The sequence below is a fragment of the Paenarthrobacter sp. Y-19 genome (assembly GCF_029223985.1).
In the GTDB taxonomy this organism is placed as follows: Bacteria; Actinomycetota; Actinomycetes; order Actinomycetales; family Micrococcaceae; genus Arthrobacter; species Arthrobacter nicotinovorans.
This window is the reverse complement of sequence record NZ_CP119414.1, coordinates 2058074-2074029: the sequence shown is the minus strand read 5'-3', so window position 1 is coordinate 2074029 and position 15956 is coordinate 2058074. Positions and strand designations below refer to the sequence as shown.

The 15956-nt window shown below is 61.6% G+C and carries 17 protein-coding genes; 14 read left to right on the top strand and 3 right to left on the bottom strand.

Annotation, left to right across the window (positions count from 1 at the left end):
* Positions 1 to 23 precede the first annotated feature (23 nt).
* From PYR64_RS09580 to PYR64_RS09570, 3 genes are read left to right on the top strand one after another with little or no spacing between them, the layout of a single operon-like run.
* Positions 24 to 1394, top strand: a complete 1371-nt coding sequence (locus PYR64_RS09580) for an extracellular solute-binding protein (RefSeq protein ID WP_275779578.1) — start codon at positions 24 to 26, stop codon at positions 1392 to 1394.
* Positions 1391 to 2260, top strand: a complete 870-nt coding sequence (locus PYR64_RS09575; RefSeq protein WP_079582184.1) for a sugar ABC transporter permease — start codon at positions 1391 to 1393, stop codon at positions 2258 to 2260. Before PYR64_RS09580 ends, PYR64_RS09575 begins: the two co-directional genes overlap by 4 nt.
* Positions 2257 to 3078, top strand: coding sequence for a carbohydrate ABC transporter permease (locus PYR64_RS09570; protein ID WP_055976036.1), 822 nt, complete (start codon positions 2257 to 2259; stop codon positions 3076 to 3078). The genes PYR64_RS09575 and PYR64_RS09570 overlap by 4 nt, the downstream gene beginning before the upstream one ends.
* 21 nt (positions 3079 to 3099) lie before the next feature.
* Here PYR64_RS09570 and PYR64_RS09565 read toward each other — a convergent pair whose 3' ends face one another.
* Positions 3100 to 3303: a hypothetical protein gene (locus PYR64_RS09565; RefSeq protein ID WP_227453649.1), complete on the bottom strand. Its 204-nt coding sequence runs from the start codon at positions 3301 to 3303 to the stop codon at positions 3100 to 3102.
* Positions 3304 to 3452: 149 nt separating this feature from the next.
* Between PYR64_RS09565 and PYR64_RS09560 the strand changes: the two genes are divergently transcribed.
* The 6 genes from PYR64_RS09560 to PYR64_RS09535 are packed head-to-tail and all read left to right on the top strand — an operon-like array spanning position 3453 to position 8585.
* Positions 3453 to 4460, top strand: coding sequence for a MoxR family ATPase (locus PYR64_RS09560; protein ID WP_018777802.1), 1008 nt, complete (start codon positions 3453 to 3455; stop codon positions 4458 to 4460).
* 11 nt (positions 4461 to 4471) lie between these two features.
* Positions 4472 to 5404: a DUF58 domain-containing protein gene (locus tag PYR64_RS09555; RefSeq protein WP_026267173.1), complete on the top strand. Its 933-nt coding sequence runs from the start codon at positions 4472 to 4474 to the stop codon at positions 5402 to 5404.
* Positions 5394 to 5855: a hypothetical protein gene (locus PYR64_RS09550; RefSeq protein ID WP_275779574.1), complete on the top strand. Its 462-nt coding sequence runs from the start codon at positions 5394 to 5396 to the stop codon at positions 5853 to 5855. The genes PYR64_RS09555 and PYR64_RS09550 overlap by 11 nt, the downstream gene beginning before the upstream one ends.
* Entirely contained in the window at positions 5846 to 6841 is a 996-nt protein-coding gene (locus tag PYR64_RS09545; RefSeq protein ID WP_018777799.1) for a VWA domain-containing protein, read from the top strand. Before PYR64_RS09550 ends, PYR64_RS09545 begins: the two co-directional genes overlap by 10 nt.
* On the top strand, positions 6838 to 7875 hold the full coding sequence (locus tag PYR64_RS09540; protein ID WP_110504713.1) for a VWA domain-containing protein: 1038 nt from the start codon (positions 6838 to 6840) through the stop codon (positions 7873 to 7875). The genes PYR64_RS09545 and PYR64_RS09540 overlap by 4 nt, the downstream gene beginning before the upstream one ends.
* Positions 7875 to 8585 (top strand): hypothetical protein, encoded by a 711-nt coding sequence (locus tag PYR64_RS09535; protein ID WP_275779572.1) that lies wholly within the window; start codon positions 7875 to 7877, stop codon positions 8583 to 8585. Before PYR64_RS09540 ends, PYR64_RS09535 begins: the two co-directional genes overlap by 1 nt.
* Positions 8586 to 8677: 92 nt before the next feature.
* Here PYR64_RS09535 and PYR64_RS09530 read toward each other — a convergent pair whose 3' ends face one another.
* Together PYR64_RS09530 and PYR64_RS09525 are read right to left on the bottom strand one after the other, a co-directional pair.
* Positions 8678 to 9181, bottom strand: coding sequence for a DUF2004 domain-containing protein (locus PYR64_RS09530; RefSeq protein WP_079582192.1), 504 nt, complete (start codon positions 9179 to 9181; stop codon positions 8678 to 8680).
* 50 nt (positions 9182 to 9231) lie between these two features.
* Positions 9232 to 10197, bottom strand: a complete 966-nt coding sequence (locus tag PYR64_RS09525; protein ID WP_018777795.1) for a LysR family transcriptional regulator — start codon at positions 10195 to 10197, stop codon at positions 9232 to 9234.
* Between the two features lie 396 nt (positions 10198 to 10593).
* Between PYR64_RS09525 and nrdH the strand changes: the two genes are divergently transcribed.
* The 5 genes from nrdH to PYR64_RS09500 all read left to right on the top strand — a co-directional run bounded on the left by nrdH (position 10594) and on the right by PYR64_RS09500 (position 15954).
* Entirely contained in the window at positions 10594 to 10836 is a 243-nt protein-coding gene (gene nrdH, locus PYR64_RS09520) for a glutaredoxin-like protein NrdH (RefSeq protein ID WP_011775022.1), read from the top strand.
* A gap of 63 nt (positions 10837 to 10899) precedes the next feature.
* On the top strand, positions 10900 to 11370 hold the full coding sequence (gene nrdI, locus PYR64_RS09515; RefSeq protein ID WP_018777794.1) for a class Ib ribonucleoside-diphosphate reductase assembly flavoprotein NrdI: 471 nt from the start codon (positions 10900 to 10902) through the stop codon (positions 11368 to 11370).
* A gap of 11 nt (positions 11371 to 11381) precedes the next feature.
* A complete protein-coding gene (gene nrdE, locus PYR64_RS09510; protein WP_018777793.1) occupies positions 11382 to 13523 on the top strand; it encodes a class 1b ribonucleoside-diphosphate reductase subunit alpha in 2142 nt (713 codons plus the stop codon).
* A 121-nt stretch (positions 13524 to 13644) separates the two neighbouring features.
* Entirely contained in the window at positions 13645 to 14619 is a 975-nt protein-coding gene (gene nrdF / locus PYR64_RS09505) for a class 1b ribonucleoside-diphosphate reductase subunit beta (RefSeq protein ID WP_011775019.1), read from the top strand.
* Between the two features lie 276 nt (positions 14620 to 14895).
* The gene (locus PYR64_RS09500; RefSeq protein WP_039241728.1) at positions 14896 to 15954 is read left to right on the top strand and encodes an iron ABC transporter substrate-binding protein; all 1059 of its coding nucleotides are present in this window, start codon (positions 14896 to 14898) and stop codon (positions 15952 to 15954) included.
* Positions 15955 to 15956: the final 2 nt, after the last annotated feature.

The window sequence follows — 15956 nt, the reverse complement described above, 5'->3', positions numbered from 1 at the left end:
CACTTTTGACTGATTGGAGCACCATGCGCCCAGTGAAGACCATGCGATCCATGAAGATGGTGGCCGCAATTGCCGTAGCTGCCATTCTTGCCGGGGTGACGTCGTGTTCGTCCACGCCGGACGCAGCCGGGAAAACGACCCTGAAGATCGTGTACCAAAAAACCGATGCCTTCACAGCGCTCGATGCCGTGATGCAGGATGCCAAGAAGGAATTCGAGGCGGCCAATTCCGGCGTGATGGTTGACCTCCAGCCCATCCAGGCCAACGATGACGACTACGGGACGAAACTCGCCCTTGCGCAGCGGTCCCCGGACACAGCACCGGATGTCTTCTACGAAGACACCTTCAAAGTGCGCTCCGACGTCGACGCCGGCTACTTGCTCAAGTTGGACAGTTACCTTGGGAAATGGGAAGACTGGGCGAAATTCAGCGAAGCCGCGAAGGCGGCCGGCCGTGCAGACGACGGGGGAATCTACGCGGTGCCGCTGGGCACGGATACGCGTGCGATCTGGTACAACAAAGCCGTGCTGCAGAAGGCCGGGATTGCTGTTCCGTGGCAACCGGAAAGCTGGGACGACATTCTGGCGATGGCCCGGAAGGTCAAAGCCGCTGATTCCACAGTGATTCCCTTCACCATGTACGCCGGCAAGGGTACGGGCGAAGGCACAGTGATGCAGAGCTTCTATGAGCTCCTCTACGGGACCGGCAGCACCCTCTACGACGAGGACCAAAGGAAGTGGGTGGTCGGTTCCCAGGGTTTCACTGACTCCCTGGCGTTCCTGAAGACCCTCTATGACGAGAAACTCGCCGTCAGTCCTGCGGAAGCACTGGATGCCAATGTCTGGAAGAAAGTCTTCGGAGAGTGGTTCCCGCAGGGCAAACTGGCGGCCACCGTGGAAGGTTCCTACGCGCCGTCGTTCTGGAAAAAAGGCGGCGCATACGAGTGGGCCGGCTATGAACAGGACATGGCTGTGGCCGCCTTCCCCACCCAGAAGGGCCAGGAACCAGGCAGCGTCAGCATGTCGGGAGGTTGGACCTTGGCTGTGGGTGCTGGGACCAAGAGCCCCGATCTTTCCTTCCAGTTCCTCGCCACCGCGCTGAACAAGAAAAACGCCTTGGCGTACGACATCAATAACTCGCAGATCGCCGTTCGAACGGACGTGGCCGCTGAGGCGGGTTATCTTGCAGCGAATCCTTTCGTCAAGGACGTGTCCGCCTTGGTGGACGTGACGCGCTACAGGCCGGCAACTGCTGACTATCCGCGGATTTCCACCGCTGTCCAGGTCGCCACGGAATCGGTCATCACAGGCAGGCAGAGCCCCCAGGAGGCCGCCGCGGAGTACGATGCCACTGTCCGCAAACTGGTAGGTGAGGACAAGGTCCTGCAGCGATGAAGATTCGCCGCCTCTCGCGGCTCCTGCCAGTAGCCCCGGCCATTCTGCTCCTCCTGGTTTTCCTGCTCGCTCCCGTGGCCTGGTCGTTCTACGCCTCCTTCACGGACGCGGCCCTGACCGGAAAAGCGGCAAGGGAGCCGCAATGGGTGGGCGCGGAGAACTACGTCCGGATGTTTACCGACGACGCCTTTCCCATGGCTACGTGGCTCACCGTCGTTTTCGTTGCTGCTTCGGCCGTGCTGGGCCAGAATCTCCTCGGCCTGCTGATCGCCCTGCTCATGACACGCTCACGCAAAACCGTGTCGGACTGGGTGGGCACAGCCGTGGTGGCTGCCTGGGTTCTCCCTGAAATCGTGGCTGCGTTCGCGGCATACGCGTACTTCAACCGCGACGGCACTTTGAACCAGATACTGGCTGCACTGGGAACCCACGGCTTGGATTGGCTGTATTCGTTCCCGCTGGTGGCCATCATCCTGGCCAACACCTGGCGCGGTACGGCCTTCTCCATGCTCGTGTACCGTGCAGCGCTGGGGAATGTTCCCCGGGATGTCTCCGAGGCCGCGCTCATGGATGGTGCCCGGGGGTGGCAGCGGCTCACGTTCATCACCCTTCCGCTGATCAGGAACAGCATCGCCACCAATCTGATGTTGATCACCCTGCAGACACTGGCCGTGTTTACCCTCATCTGGGTAATGACAGCGGGGGGACCCGCCAACGCCAGCACAACCTTGCCTGTTCTCGCCTACCAGGAAGCATTCAAGTTCGGGGACATCGGTTATGGCACAGCGGTAGCATCGGTCCTCATCCTGCTGGGAATGGTCTTTGGTGCGGTGTACGTGTGGCTGCTGCGGGAGCGGCGCGCATGAAGGGCTCCAGGGCCAGGCTTGGTGCCGACGTCGCTTTGCTGGTGATTGGCCTGTGCTTTGCGGCGCCGCTGCTGTGGCTGGTGCTGGCCGCCGTCGACCCTCAAGCGGGGTACCAGACCAAGGTGCCATCGGCGCCGTCGATGATTAACTTCAGCGCCGTCCTGACACCGGAGCTCTTGGGCCGTCCGCTGCTCAACAGCTTCGTCTTATCGGCCGGTACTGCCCTGGTGAACGTACTTGCAGCCGTCTTGGCCGCCTACCCGCTGTCCAGATACCAGTCCCGGTTCAACAAGCCCTTCATGTACACGGTGCTGTTCGGCACTTCACTGCCAGTGACCGCCATCATGGTCCCGGTCTACGGCTTGTTCGTTCAATTGCAGCTCCTGGACTCCATGGCTGCGACCATCTTCTTCATGGCCACCACCACGTTGCCCATGGCGATCTGGATGGCCAAGAACTTCATGGACTCGGTTCCCCTGGAATTGGAAGAGGCGGCGTGGATGGACGGGGCATCGAACCTGACGACGTTACGGACCATCGTTCTGCCACTCATGGGACAGGGGCTTGGAGTGGTGTTCATCTTTGTGTTCATCCAGGCGTGGGGGAACTTCTTCGTCCCGTTCATCCTGCTGCTGTCCACGGGAAAGCAACCGGCGGCCGTGTCCATCTTCAGCTTCTTCGGCCAGCATGGCGCCATCGCCTACGGCCAGCTGGCTGCGTTCTCCATCCTCTATTCCGTCCCGGTGTTGGTTCTTTACGCGGTGGTATCACGGGGCATGGGGAACTCGTTTGCGATGTCCGGGGCCATGAAGGGCTGACCCGCGGGTAACTGCGACGGTTCAGTCGATGTCTTCGATGATCTCGCCGAAGGGAATTGACTCGTCCACGTGAGCCTGGTGCCCAGTAGGTCCCCGGTTGAAGGTGATGCGGACACCGTGCCGCTGGTCGGCTGCTGACTGGAGGAGAACGGGACGTACGGCATCGATGACGTGCTGGTCCTGCGATGCCAGATAATTCTGATAGGCGGCTGGTAGCTGATGCATGGCAAAAGGATAGACCTCCGGCGCCCCCATGGGGAGGGGTACCCATTGCGGCCTCGACCGGGGGCCGTTTGGATAGAGTGGCCGATGCAGGCGGAAAGACAAAGCCCACCGCTTGCGGCACGACTCATAACGCCAGCGAGGGGACCCCAGTGCACCAGACCACAGCCACGGCCGGAATCGATGCACCGGACATGGCACGCGCCCAGCAACTAGTGGGCAGCATAGTCCGGAGCTTCGAAAACAAGGTAGTGGGCCAAACCCGGCTGCGGGAGACCTTGGTGATCGGCTTGCTCACCGGCGGGCATGTGCTGTTGGAGAGCGTTCCCGGACTGGCCAAGACCACGGCAGCCCAGGCCATCGCGGAATCGGTCAGTGCCGACTTCCGCCGGATCCAGTGCACCCCGGACCTGCTTCCCAGCGACATCGCGGGAACCCAGATTTTCGACGCCGCCAAGGGCACCTTCGTCACGCAGCTGGGGCCGGTCCACGCCAACATCGTCCTGCTGGATGAGATCAACCGATCCAGCGCGAAAACCCAAAGTGCCATGCTCGAGGCCATGCAGGAACGGCAGACCTCGATCGGCGGGGAGTCCTATCCGCTGCCGCAGCCGTTCCTGGTGCTCGCTACGCAAAACCCGATTGAGCAGGAGGGCACCTACCGCCTTCCCGAAGCGCAGATGGACAGGTTCATGCTCAAGGATGTCCTGGACTATCCCAGCCCTGCCGAAGAAGCCGAGGTCATCCGCCGGATCGACGCCGGCGTGTTCAGTGCCGGGCAGAAACCGCCGGCGGCCGCGTCCCTCGATGCGGTGGTTCAGGTCCAGGAACTCGTCCGCCGCGTTTACATCGACCCGGCCATCGTCCGGTACATCGTTGGTCTGGCCTATGTCACCCGCAACGCGTCACAGTACCTGGAACCCCACCTTGCCAACCTCGTGGAGTTCGGGGCCAGCCCACGGGCCAGTATCGCCTTCAGCCAGGCGGCACGGGCCTTGGCCCTGCTCAATGGACGCGACCACGTCATCCCCGAGGACGTGAAGAACCTCGCCCACCGCGTCCTGCGCCACCGCATCATCCTCGGCTTCGACGCCGTCGTGGAGGGCGTTGCCGTGGAGACCGTCATCGATGCCGTCCTGGCGTCCGTCCAGACGCCGTAACGGGGCGGCAGGTGCCCAGCCTCATCAGACGCGTTAAGTCGAAGATGTTTATCTTCGCCCACCGCAGGACCCTCACCCTGCTCGACGGCGAGTACGGTTCGGTTTTCAAAGGCCGAAGCCTGGATTTCGATGAGCTGCGCACCTACGTCCCCGGCGACGAAGTCAGGGACATTGACTGGAAAGCCACAGCACGGCATGGCTCGCCCCTCGTCAAGCGCTACGTGGCCATTCGACGCCACTCAGTGCTGTTGCTGGTGGACACCGGCAGGAACATGGCAGCAGAAGCTCTTTCCGGGGAAAACAAAAAGGACATCGCTGTTCATGCGGCGGGAGTCATTGGGTACCTCGCCTGCCGTCACGGCGACGACGTAGGCCTCGTGCACGGAAATGCGGGCGGCTCCCGGTACAGGCCTCCCAAAAGCGGCGAGGAACATCTGGAGAGGCTGCTGCGGGAGATCGACTCAAGCATCAGTCCGGACGCCCGTCCCAGTGACATAGCAGAGCAGTTGGACTACGTCCTGCGGTTCATCAAAGGACGGATGCTGGTGGTGGTTGTTGCCGACGAGGTTCTGCCTGATGCCCGTACCGCGGACCTGATGCGCAGGCTACGGGCACGGCATGAACTTCTTTGGCTCACGGTCCGCGACGCCGACCTCGCACCAGGGCCGGACGCACCGGGTCAAGAGGACAGTATGGACATCGGTACCGGCTCCGGCATACCGCTCCCGCTTGCCGCAGACCGGGCAGTACGGGCCGCTTACAAGCGGGCGATGACCCAGCGTGCGGACCAGCGCAGGGACCTTTTCCGCCGCTTGGGTATCGCCGAACAACAAACCACCGGCAGCGATGACGTCGTCACGACGGTCTTCGCCCTTCTGGAAAAGCACCGTCAGGGAGCACTCGCTTCCCGGGGCGGGCCGAAAAGGGGTCAGGGTGCCGGCTGAAACCACGTTCTACGCACCACTTCAATACCAAGCCCAGTGGATGTGGCTGGGGATCCTCCTCCTTGTGCTGGTCGCAGGATGGTACGGATGGCTTTTCCGGCCACGACGGGCACCCGGGCCCGCCGGGCAGACGGGTGGACAACCGGACCTGGAAGCACTGCGGTCATCCTGCCTGGACGCGATAGAGGCAACCGCAAGGGATGCCGACGCCGGGCGGGTGCCGGTGCGCGACGCCCACCAGAGGCTCAGCTTCCTCGTGAGGGAGTTCGCGGGAGCTGCCACAGCACTGCCCGTCACCTCAATGACCCTGGCTGAGCTGCGCCGTCAGGGCTTGCATGGCCTGGCCGACGGGATCGCGGAAATCTATCCCAGTGAATTTTCGGCCCTGCCGGTTCAATCAGTAACCCACTCTGCCGATATTGCCCGCCAGGTGGTTCAGGCATGGAACTGACCTACTGGTGGATCCTGCCGCTGGCAGCCGCAGCGGTGGCGGTCAGTACCCTGCTGTACCTCCGGCGCCGGCGGCCAGTGCTGACCCGGGCTATTGCCCATGGCGACCGGCTCATCGGCCTGCCCGAATACCGGCATGCCCTCCGCCGCTACCGGGTCCGGCTGGTCCTCGCCGCACTGTTGGCAGGCCTGTTCCTGGCAGCAGCGGCGATCACTGCCGCCCGCCCGGCCCAGCGCTCCACCGAACAACCGGAGATCCGCAACAGGGACATCGTCCTGTGTCTGGATGTCTCCGGATCAATGACCAGCACCGATGCGGCCTTGGCAGCTGTGTTCAAGGACCTCGCCAAGGAGTTCGACGGGGAGAGGATCGGCATGGTCATCTTCGACAGCAGCAGTGTCCAGCTGTTTCCCCTCACCGATGATTACGACTATGCCGAGGAGCAGCTCACCCAAGCCGAAAAAGCCTTGGCGGACGGTGCGGGCTCGTTCTTCGACGGCACCTGGAACGGGGAAGGCTCATCACTCATCGGTGATGGACTCGCCTCCTGTGTCCAGAGCTTCCCGGACACAGCCGGCAATGGCGTCACCGCGGAGGACACCAAGCGCTCGCGGTCCGTGGTGCTAGCCACCGATAACTTTGTTTCCGGTGCGTCGATCTTCTCCCTGTCCGAAGCGGGCGCCTTGGCCGCCGGCAAGAACGTGAAGGTTCACGCCCTCAATCCCAGCGACATGGACTACGGGGATGATTCCGGACAACCTGGTGCGCAACTCAAGGCGACCGCGGAGGCGACAGGCGGCACCTATTCCACCCTGGATAGCCCAGATGCCGTGCCGCGTATCGTCCGGCAGGTCCAGGAGACCGAGGCCACCGCCTACTTGTCGGCCCCGCGCTCCGTTGTTGCCGATGCACCCGCCTGGCCCCTGGGCGTCGCGCTGTTGGCCGGGCTGGGAATGCTGGTACTGGGAAGGAGGCTCGATCGATGATGAACAACGCCCTGACCTTGGCCCCGATCCTGCCCTGGCCTGTCCTCGCAGCCCTCGGCCTGGGCGCCATCGCGTTCACTGTCTGGACGGCCTTCCCCCTTATCAGGCACAACGGCGGCAGCCCGGTGCAAAGCCGGTCACGGCGCGCCGTGCGCCAGGCGGTGATCCGGTGCGTCGTCGTCGTGCTCCTCCTGCTTGCCGCCCTGCGGCCGGGCTGGGCCGGCGGGCAGGCCAACACCACGTCCGCGGACCTGGACGTCTTCTTTGTCGTGGACAGCAGCACCAGCATGGCAGCCGAAGACTACAACGGAACCGGCACCCGGCTGGCGGGAGTCCGCCAGGACGTCATGGCGATCGCAGAGGAGCTCGCCGGAGCCAAATTCTCCCTGATCACCTTCGATGACAAAGCCACCGTCCGCATGCCGTTGTCCCAGGATGCCAGTGCACTGCAAACCAGCATGGCTACGCTCCAGCCCCAGAATCCCCGCTACGCCAAGGGCAGCAGCGTGAGCGGAGCCGGTCAACTCCTCAAGGAAAGGCTCGCCGCCGCGCAGGAACAGCACCCGGGGCGGCCAGCCCTGGTCTTCTATGCAGGCGACGGCGAGAACACCAGTAATACGGCTCCGTCGCCCATGGATGGAGCCAACGTGGCCGGGGGAGCAGTCCTTGGATATGGGACTGCCGCTGGAGGGCGCATGAAGGACTCCTCAAAGAGCGCCCCCACCTACGTGAAGGATCGGAGCTCCGGCGGAGGCCAGGACGCGATCTCGACGATCGACGAAACGCAACTGCGCACCATCGCAGGTCAACTGAATGTCCCCTACACCCACCGGACCGGCACCGGACCCGTATCCGACATGCTCGAAAAAGCGCAGCCCGGAGCTGTCTCCGCGGGTGACGCGGATGTGCCGGGCAGGATCGAGCTCTACTGGTTGCTCGCACTGGCGGCTTTCGTCCTGGCCCTCCCGGAACCATTCAGGCACCTGGGCGCGCTTCGGGCGGCCCGGAGTCCGCAGTCGAAAGAGCAAAGCTGATGACCGCCATGAATCCACGACGCCGAAACCGTCGCCTCGCGCTCTGGTCGGCTCCTGTTGCCCTCCTGGCGCTCGCAGTCGCTGCGAAACTCCTGAGCGTGGGCATATTGGGTGGCGCGGCGGAAAGCTCCTTCACTGCAGGAAAGCAGGGCGGGGTGGCGCAGGCGGCATCGTGGCTTGGGGTGGCCAACGTGCTTGAATCCCATAAGGCCCCGTTCGCTTCCGGAGATGCAAGGGTCCTGGCCGGCGACTTTGCTGCTGCACGGGCGGACTTCGAGGCTGCGTTGAGGGCCGGCGGCGGAGTGGACGAGTGCAGGATCCGCGTGAACCTCGTGCTGAGTGTGGAGAAGCTTGCGGATTCGGCACCTGATCCGCAGGCCAAGGACAGGCTTGTCCGCGAAGCCTTGGCGGTGATCGACGCAGCGCCCGCCCAATGCCAGCAGCCCGGACCTGCGAATGCGGCGGGGGAGGGGGACGCCCTTGCGGCAGCCAGGGACCGGCTTAACGGACAGAAGGACCGAGGCGACGAGTCGAAGGACAACGCACCGCAACAGTCCACGCCGCAATCGTCCGCGCCGCCGCAGGACAAGCAACTCCAGCAGCTCGAAGAGAGTGCCCGGAAGGCCCAACTCGAGCGGGGAGAGGGCCAGGAGCGTGACGAGTATCTGCGCGGACCCGACGACAGTACCGGTGTGGAGAAGCCCTGGTGACCGATCCGGCGTCGAGGATTCACCATCCGCAGGACCGGTGTCGTCAAACTGCCATCGGCTCCTACCCGCCGTCGGGCGTCAAACGCCTCGTGCTACTCCCACAAAATCTCGTCATCCACCACGCCGTCTTCGTCCGCGGCGGCCACCAGCAGTTCGTCCGTGAAATGCGAGCCGAGGGTGAAATCGAGGACGAAATAGCGCTCGGGCTGTCCGGGATAGATGGCCACATGGCCGAGCTTGAGGGCTTTAAGGAAGACATCATTGGTGAGCTGGCCCTTGTCGCGGACACCAAAGACTGACTCGAGCTGTTCCTCTTTGAGCTGGGAACAGTGGAAATGCAGGAACTGCTGGGGATTGGTACCGTCCTGGTCAAGTTCGTCGGCGATCATCTCTCGGACCTGGTCCACCAGTTCGGGCAGGAAACGCAAACGGTAGTCCACCTTGCGCAGGGCCGCCTCGTCGAAGTGGTCATGCGCGGTGACATTCAGGTCCAGTTCCAGCTGGTTGCCGCCGAGCTCATGTCTGGCGACGAAGCAATGGTCGCGCCCGTGATTGAGCTCTATCTCCCCAAAATGTTTGCTCGCTACCTTGCCCATGTGATCAATCTAACCCCTACATCCAGTGCGTTCCAGCACTTGGGGATATTTCACGTGCGCCGTTGCGGACCCTTGACAGGAGTGGTTTTCAGGGGGTGGAGACCGCTCTTGCCTGCCGTGCCACGGAGGGTATCTGCCAGTAGCTGGGTGAAGAGTTGCACCTGGGCAGTCCGCTTTTCGTTGATCAACAAGGCGAAGACGTTTCGTGCCAGCCGGATGTCCGGAACATCAAGAACCACGACGCCGGCCGGCCGGTTCCGCAGTGCCAGTTCCGGTACCAGCGAGGCACCAAGCCCCGCTGCGGTCATTTCAAGGCTCGCGTGGAAGTCGTCGCTGTAGGCCACCACCCGGGGATGCAGGTTGCAGCTGGCGAACAGGCGCTCAATGACCAATGCGTCGCTGGTGCCGGGGTGGTGGACGATCCACGGCATGTCGGAGAGGTGGGCGGCTTCGATCTCTGCATCCTCGCGGATTTTCCAGGAGGCCGGCAGGACCACGCGGAAGTCGTCGTCGCCGATCCACTGCCGTTCGAGCGAATGCGGCCACGCCAAACCGGACTGTCCCACCTGGTACACGAGGGCCACGTCGAGCTCGCCACCGCTCCGGAGTCCCTGGATGGTTTGCGCCGGTTCGGCTACGGACACTTTGAGTTCGATGCCCAGCCCGTTCCATCTTTCATTCCTGAGGATGTCCGGCAAGACATAGGTTGCCAGGCTGGGGAAGATGCCCAGGCGCAGTTCCTGGGCGGGGGAGTCGTTGGTCCGGGACGCTGCAGCCATGAGGGCTTCCACGTCTGTCAGCACCTTCGAGGCGTGCCGCGTCATGGTCACTGCGGCTTCCGTCGGCACCACGCTTCGTGCTGAGCGCTGGAAGAGCTCGACGCCGGTATCGCGTTCCAGCGCGGCCATCTGTTGGGAGACTGCCGAGGCTGTGTAGCCCAGTTGGGCGGCGGCGGCTGCGAAGGAACCCAGCCGGGTTACCTCCATCAGCGTCCGGAGGTGGAGAAGGTTGACCATCAGCAGATTTTAGCTGTTCGCCACGCCACATTTTCAAAGTGTCACGACACGCCGGACGGGGGCGACACGCTGAAGATTAAATGTGGCTAAGTAGTCCACAGGGTGTGGATGACATCTCTCAGTTTGGCGGAATTGCGGACATTTTGAACCCCTTGCCCTGTGGACGAGCGGTGGATTGAATGACATACTTGTAATACATCATCTTGGGGTTCCGGCGAGGCGCTTGCACTACATGTAGTATCGATTTACGGATTGAGCGGGAAACCAGCACAAGACTAAATAAGAGCGTGTTGGCTGTCACGGCAGCCTGCGGGCCGGTATCGGATTCAGTAGTTAGTTCCGGTTGAGCCCGCCAGATACGAAGAGAATCAGACTTCAACTTAGGGGACAGGGATCATGACCGTAACGGTTTACACGAAGCCGGCCTGTGTTCAGTGCAACGCAACCTACCGGGCACTCGACAAGAAGGGCATCGCCTACCAGAGTGTCGATATCTCCCAGGACGCCGAGGCCCTTGAACGCCTCAAGGCACTGGGTTACATGCAGGCCCCGGTTGTCGTAACCGAGCAGGACCACTGGTCCGGATTCCGCCCGGACAAGATCGAGGAACTGGCCCAGGCCGTTTCCTCCGTGGCCTAAGTTTCCATTCAAACTTCGCCACCACGCCACACCAAGAATTCCTATGTAGTTGAGGTGACTCCCATGGCACCGCTGGCCGCGGCTACCGCACGCAGAGCTGTGGAAGCTGTCACCACGAGGAGTCACCTCATCTACTTTTCCTCAACCTCGGAGAACACCAAACGATTCGTCCAAAAACTGGGCAGGGACGCAGCCCGCATCCCGCTTTATGCCCAGGACGCTCCGCTTCAGGCACTGGAGCCCTTCGTCCTGGTACTTCCGACGTATGGAGGTACCAACGGTGAAGGTTCCGTACCGAAGCAGGTCATCAGGTTTCTGAACGATCCCCGGAACAGGGAACTGATCCGCGGTGTTATCGGAGCAGGGAACACCAATTTCGCGGACAACTACTGCGCAGCCGGAGACATCATCTCCGTGAAATGCAAAGTGCCGCATCTTTACAAATTTGAACTCATGGGGACGCCGGAAGACGTCCAACGGGTCAACGAAGGGCTGGAAAAGTTTTGGACACAACTGTCGCAGAAACAGAAGTAACCGGGGGCGCTGTGGACACGGCCAAGAAGCCGCTGCCTGAGGCCTATAAGGGTCTGGGCTATCACGAGCTCAACGCCATGCTCAATCTGTATGGTCCGAACGGTGAGATCCAGTTCGAAGCCGACCGCGAAGCTGCGCACCAGTACTTCCTGCAGCACGTGAACAACAACACCGTGTTCTTCCACGATCTCGAAGAGAAGCTCGACTACCTGGTCAAGAACCAGTACTACGAGCGCGAGACCCTCGACCAGTACACGATGAACTTCATCCGCGAGCTCTTCAACCGCGCATACAAGAAGAAGTTCCGCTTCGAGACCTTCCTTGGCGCGTTCAAGTTCTACACGTCCTACACGCTGAAGACTTTTGACGGCAAGCGTTTCCTGGAGCGCTACGAGGACCGTGTCTGCATGGTTGCCCTGCACCTTGCCCGCGGCAATGAAGAGCTGGCCAACCGCCTCGTCGACGAAATCATCGACGGCCGCTTCCAGCCTGCTACCCCGACGTTCCTGAACGCCGGCAAGGCCCAGCGTGGCGAGCTCGTCTCCTGCTTCCTGCTCCGCATCGAAGACAACATGGAGTCGATCGCCCGCGCCATCAACTCCGCCCTTCAGCTGTCCAAGCGTGGCGGCGGTGTAGCACTCTCGCTCACCAACATCCGTGAGCACGGTGCCCCGATCAAGCAGATCGAAAACCAGTCCTCCGGTGTCATCCCCGTCATGAAGCTCCTCGAAGACAGCTTCTCCTACGCCAACCAGCTCGGCGCCCGCCAGGGTGCAGGTGCCGTGTACCTGCACGCGCACCACCCGGACATCCACCGCTTCCTGGACACCAAGCGCGAGAACGCTGACGAGAAGATCCGCATCAAGACGCTCTCCTTGGGCGTCGTCGTTCCGGATATCACGTTCGAGCTCGCAAAGAAGAACGAGGACATGTACCTCTTCTCGCCGTACGACGTCGAGAAGGTTTACGGTGTTCCGTTCTCCGACATCTCGGTAACCGAGAAGTACTACGAGATGGTCGACGATTCCCGGATCAAGAAGACCAAGATCAGCGCCCGCGAGTTCTTCCAGACCCTCGCGGAGATCCAGTTCGAGTCCGGCTACCCGTACATCATGTTCGAGGACACCGTGAACCGGGCCAACCCGATCGACGGCAAGATCACCATGAGCAACCTGTGCTCGGAGATCCTGCAGGTTTCCTCGCCGTCCATCTACGCCGAGGACCTCAGCTACGAGACCGTCGGCAAGGACATCTCCTGCAACCTGGGCTCGATGAACATTGCCAAGACCATGGATTCGCCGGACTTCGGTCTTTCCATCGAGACGTCCATCCGCGCCCTCAGCGCTGTGTCGGACATGTCGTACATCAACTCGGTGCCTTCGATCGCCCAGGGCAACGCCCAGAGCCACGCGATTGGCCTCGGCCAGATGAACCTCCACGGCTACCTTGCCCGTGAGCACGTCCACTACGGTTCCGAAGAGGGCCTGGACTTCACCAACATCTACTTCTACACGGTGCTGTTCCACGCCCTGCGCGCGTCCAACCGCCTGGCCATCGAGACCGGCCAGAAGTTCGGCGGTTTCGAGAAGTCCACCTACGCAAGCGGCGAGTTCTTCGACAAGTACACCGAGCAGGAATGGGTTCCGGCAACGGAGCGTGTCCGCGAGCTCTTCGCCGGCCACCACATCCCCACCCAGGATGACTGGCGCGAGCTGAAGGCATCCGTCATGGAGCACGGTATCTACAACCAGAACCTCCAGGCCGTTCCGCCTACCGGTTCCATCAGCTACATCAACAACTCCACCTCGTCGATCCACCCGGTGGCCGCCAAGATCGAAATCCGCAAGGAAGGCAAGATCGGCCGCGTCTACTACCCGGCTCCGTACCTGACCAACGACAACCTGGAGTACTACCAGGATGCCTATGAAATCGGCTACGAGAAGATCATCGACACCTACGCCGCTGCCACGCAGCACGTGGACCAGGGTTTGTCCCTGACGCTGTTCTTCAAGGACACCGCCACCACGCGTGACATCAACAAGGCTCAGATCTACGCATGGCGCAAGGGCATCAAGACGCTCTACTACATCCGTCTCCGCCAGCTCGCGCTGGAAGGGACCGAGGTTGAGGGTTGCGTCAGCTGCATGCTGTGATCGACCTTCAACGGTTGATAAATTGCGGCAGTTGCCGCGCTCATAACTGAAAAGCACGACGGCGGGTCACCACCCGCCGTCGTGCGCTTACCTTAAGAACCCAACGCTAAAAGGGGATGAAATGACCGAAAAGGTCAAGCTGCTGACGCACGTCGAGGCCATCAACTGGAACAAGATCCAGGACGACAAGGACGTGGAAGTCTGGAACCGGCTGGTCAACAACTTCTGGCTTCCGGAGAAGGTGCCGCTGTCCAACGACGTCCAGTCGTGGCACACGCTCACGCCGGATGAGCAGCAGCTCACCATGCGTGTTTTCACCGGCCTCACCCTGCTGGACACCATCCAGGGCACGGTGGGCGCTGTCTCGCTGATCCCGGATGCGATCACTCCTCATGAAGAAGCCGTGTACACCAACATCGCTTTCATGGAATCCGTGCACGCGAAGTCCTACTCGTCCATCTTCTCCACCCTGTGCTCCACCAAGGAGATTGACGACGCTTTCCGCTGGTCGCTCGAAAACGAGAACCTGCAGAAGAAGGCGCAGATCGTCATGGATTACTACCAGGGTGACGATCCCCTGAAGCGCAAGGTGGCGTCCACACTGCTGGAAAGCTTCCTGTTCTACTCGGGCTTCTACCTCCCGATGTACTGGTCTTCACGCGCCAAGCTGACGAACACGGCCGACCTCATCCGCCTCATCATCCGTGACGAGGCCGTGCACGGTTACTACATCGGCTACAAGTTCCAGAAGGGCTTGGAGAAGGTTTCCGAGGCCCGCAAGCAGGAAATCAAGGACTACACCTTCGAACTGCTCTTTGAGCTGTACGAGAACGAAGTCCAGTACACCCACGACCTCTACGACGGTGTCGGCCTGGCCGAGGACGTCAAGAAGTTCCTGCACTACAACGCCAACAAGGCCCTCATGAACCTTGGCTACGAGGCCATGTTCCCGGCTTCGGTCACCGACGTGAATCCGGCCATCCTGTCGGCCCTGTCCCCGAACGCTGACGAGAACCACGACTTCTTCTCCGGCTCGGGCTCCTCCTACGTGATCGGCAAGGCCGTCAACACGGAAGATGAGGACTGGGAGTTCTAGTTCGTCCAAGTGATCGGAAATCTGCTCGGGATCAGCTGCGGAAGCGGCTGGTCCCGAGTTTTTTTGTGCTCTGAGCGGCCCGGTGACCGCCAAGCGTTTGAAGCATTAGGTCATGTAAGACTTGCGTAATTATGGTGATACTGATCACTTTTAGGCCATCCGGCTTTGCAGGTAGGCAAGCCTTACCTACTCTTACAGAAGCGCGCCTTCCCAACACTCAGGCCTGCACGGATGAAGGTCCCCCAAGAGTTTTTGTTCGCAGAAAGAAGTCCCCCAATGAACATCCCCAAGAAAGCGCTGGCCGGAATCGCCCTCGCGGCAACCGCAGCACTTGGCCTCAGCGCCTGCGGCTCCAACGCCGGCAGTGCCCCCGCTTCTTCCGGTTCCGCCTCCGGAGGCACAGTCTCCGGTGAAATCACCGTCTACAACGCCCAGCACGACACCCTGACCAAGGAATGGGTGGATGCCTTCACCAAGGAGACCGGCGTTAAGGTCACCATCCGACAGGGCTCGGACACGGAATTGTCCAACCAGATCGTCCAGGAAGGCCAGGCTTCCCCGGCTGACGTCTTCCTGACTGAGAACTCTCCGGCAATGGCGCAGGTAGAGAACGCAGGGCTTTTCGCCGACGTGGACAAGGCAACCCTTGACCAGGTTCCCGCTGAATTCCGTCCGTCCACCGGCAAGTGGACCGGCATCGCTGCCCGCTCCACCGTCCTGGTGTACGACAAGAACAAGATCAGCGACGACCAGCTGCCCAAGTCGATGCTCGATTTGGCCAAGCCGGAGTGGAAGGGCAAGTGGGCAGCGTCGCCGTCCGGCGCCGACTTCCAGGCTATTGTTGCCGCGCTGCTTGAGCTCAAGGGCGAAGCAGCAACCGAGGAATGGCTCAAGGGCATGAAGGAAAACTTCAAGGCCTACAAGGGCAACAGCACGGCCATGAAGGCAGTCAATGCCGGTGAAGTCGACGCCGCGCTGATCTACCACTATTACTACTACGGCGACCAAGCCAAGACCGGCGAAAACTCAAAGAACGTCACCCCGTACTTCTTCAAGAACCAGGACCCGGGAGCTTTCCTTTCCGTCTCCGGTGGCGGCGTCCTCAAGTCCGCCAAGAACGCGGCCGCTGCCCAGGCATTCCTGAAGTTCATCACCGGCAAGCAAGGCCAGGAAGTCCTGAAGAACGGCACGTCCTTCGAATACGCCATCGCCTCTCAGGTGGATGCCAACGCCAAGCTCGTCCCGATCAAGGACCTGCAGGCTCCCACCGTGGACCCGGCCAAGCTGAACTCCGCCAAGGTCACCGAGCTGATGACCAAGGCAGGGCTCCTCTAGTT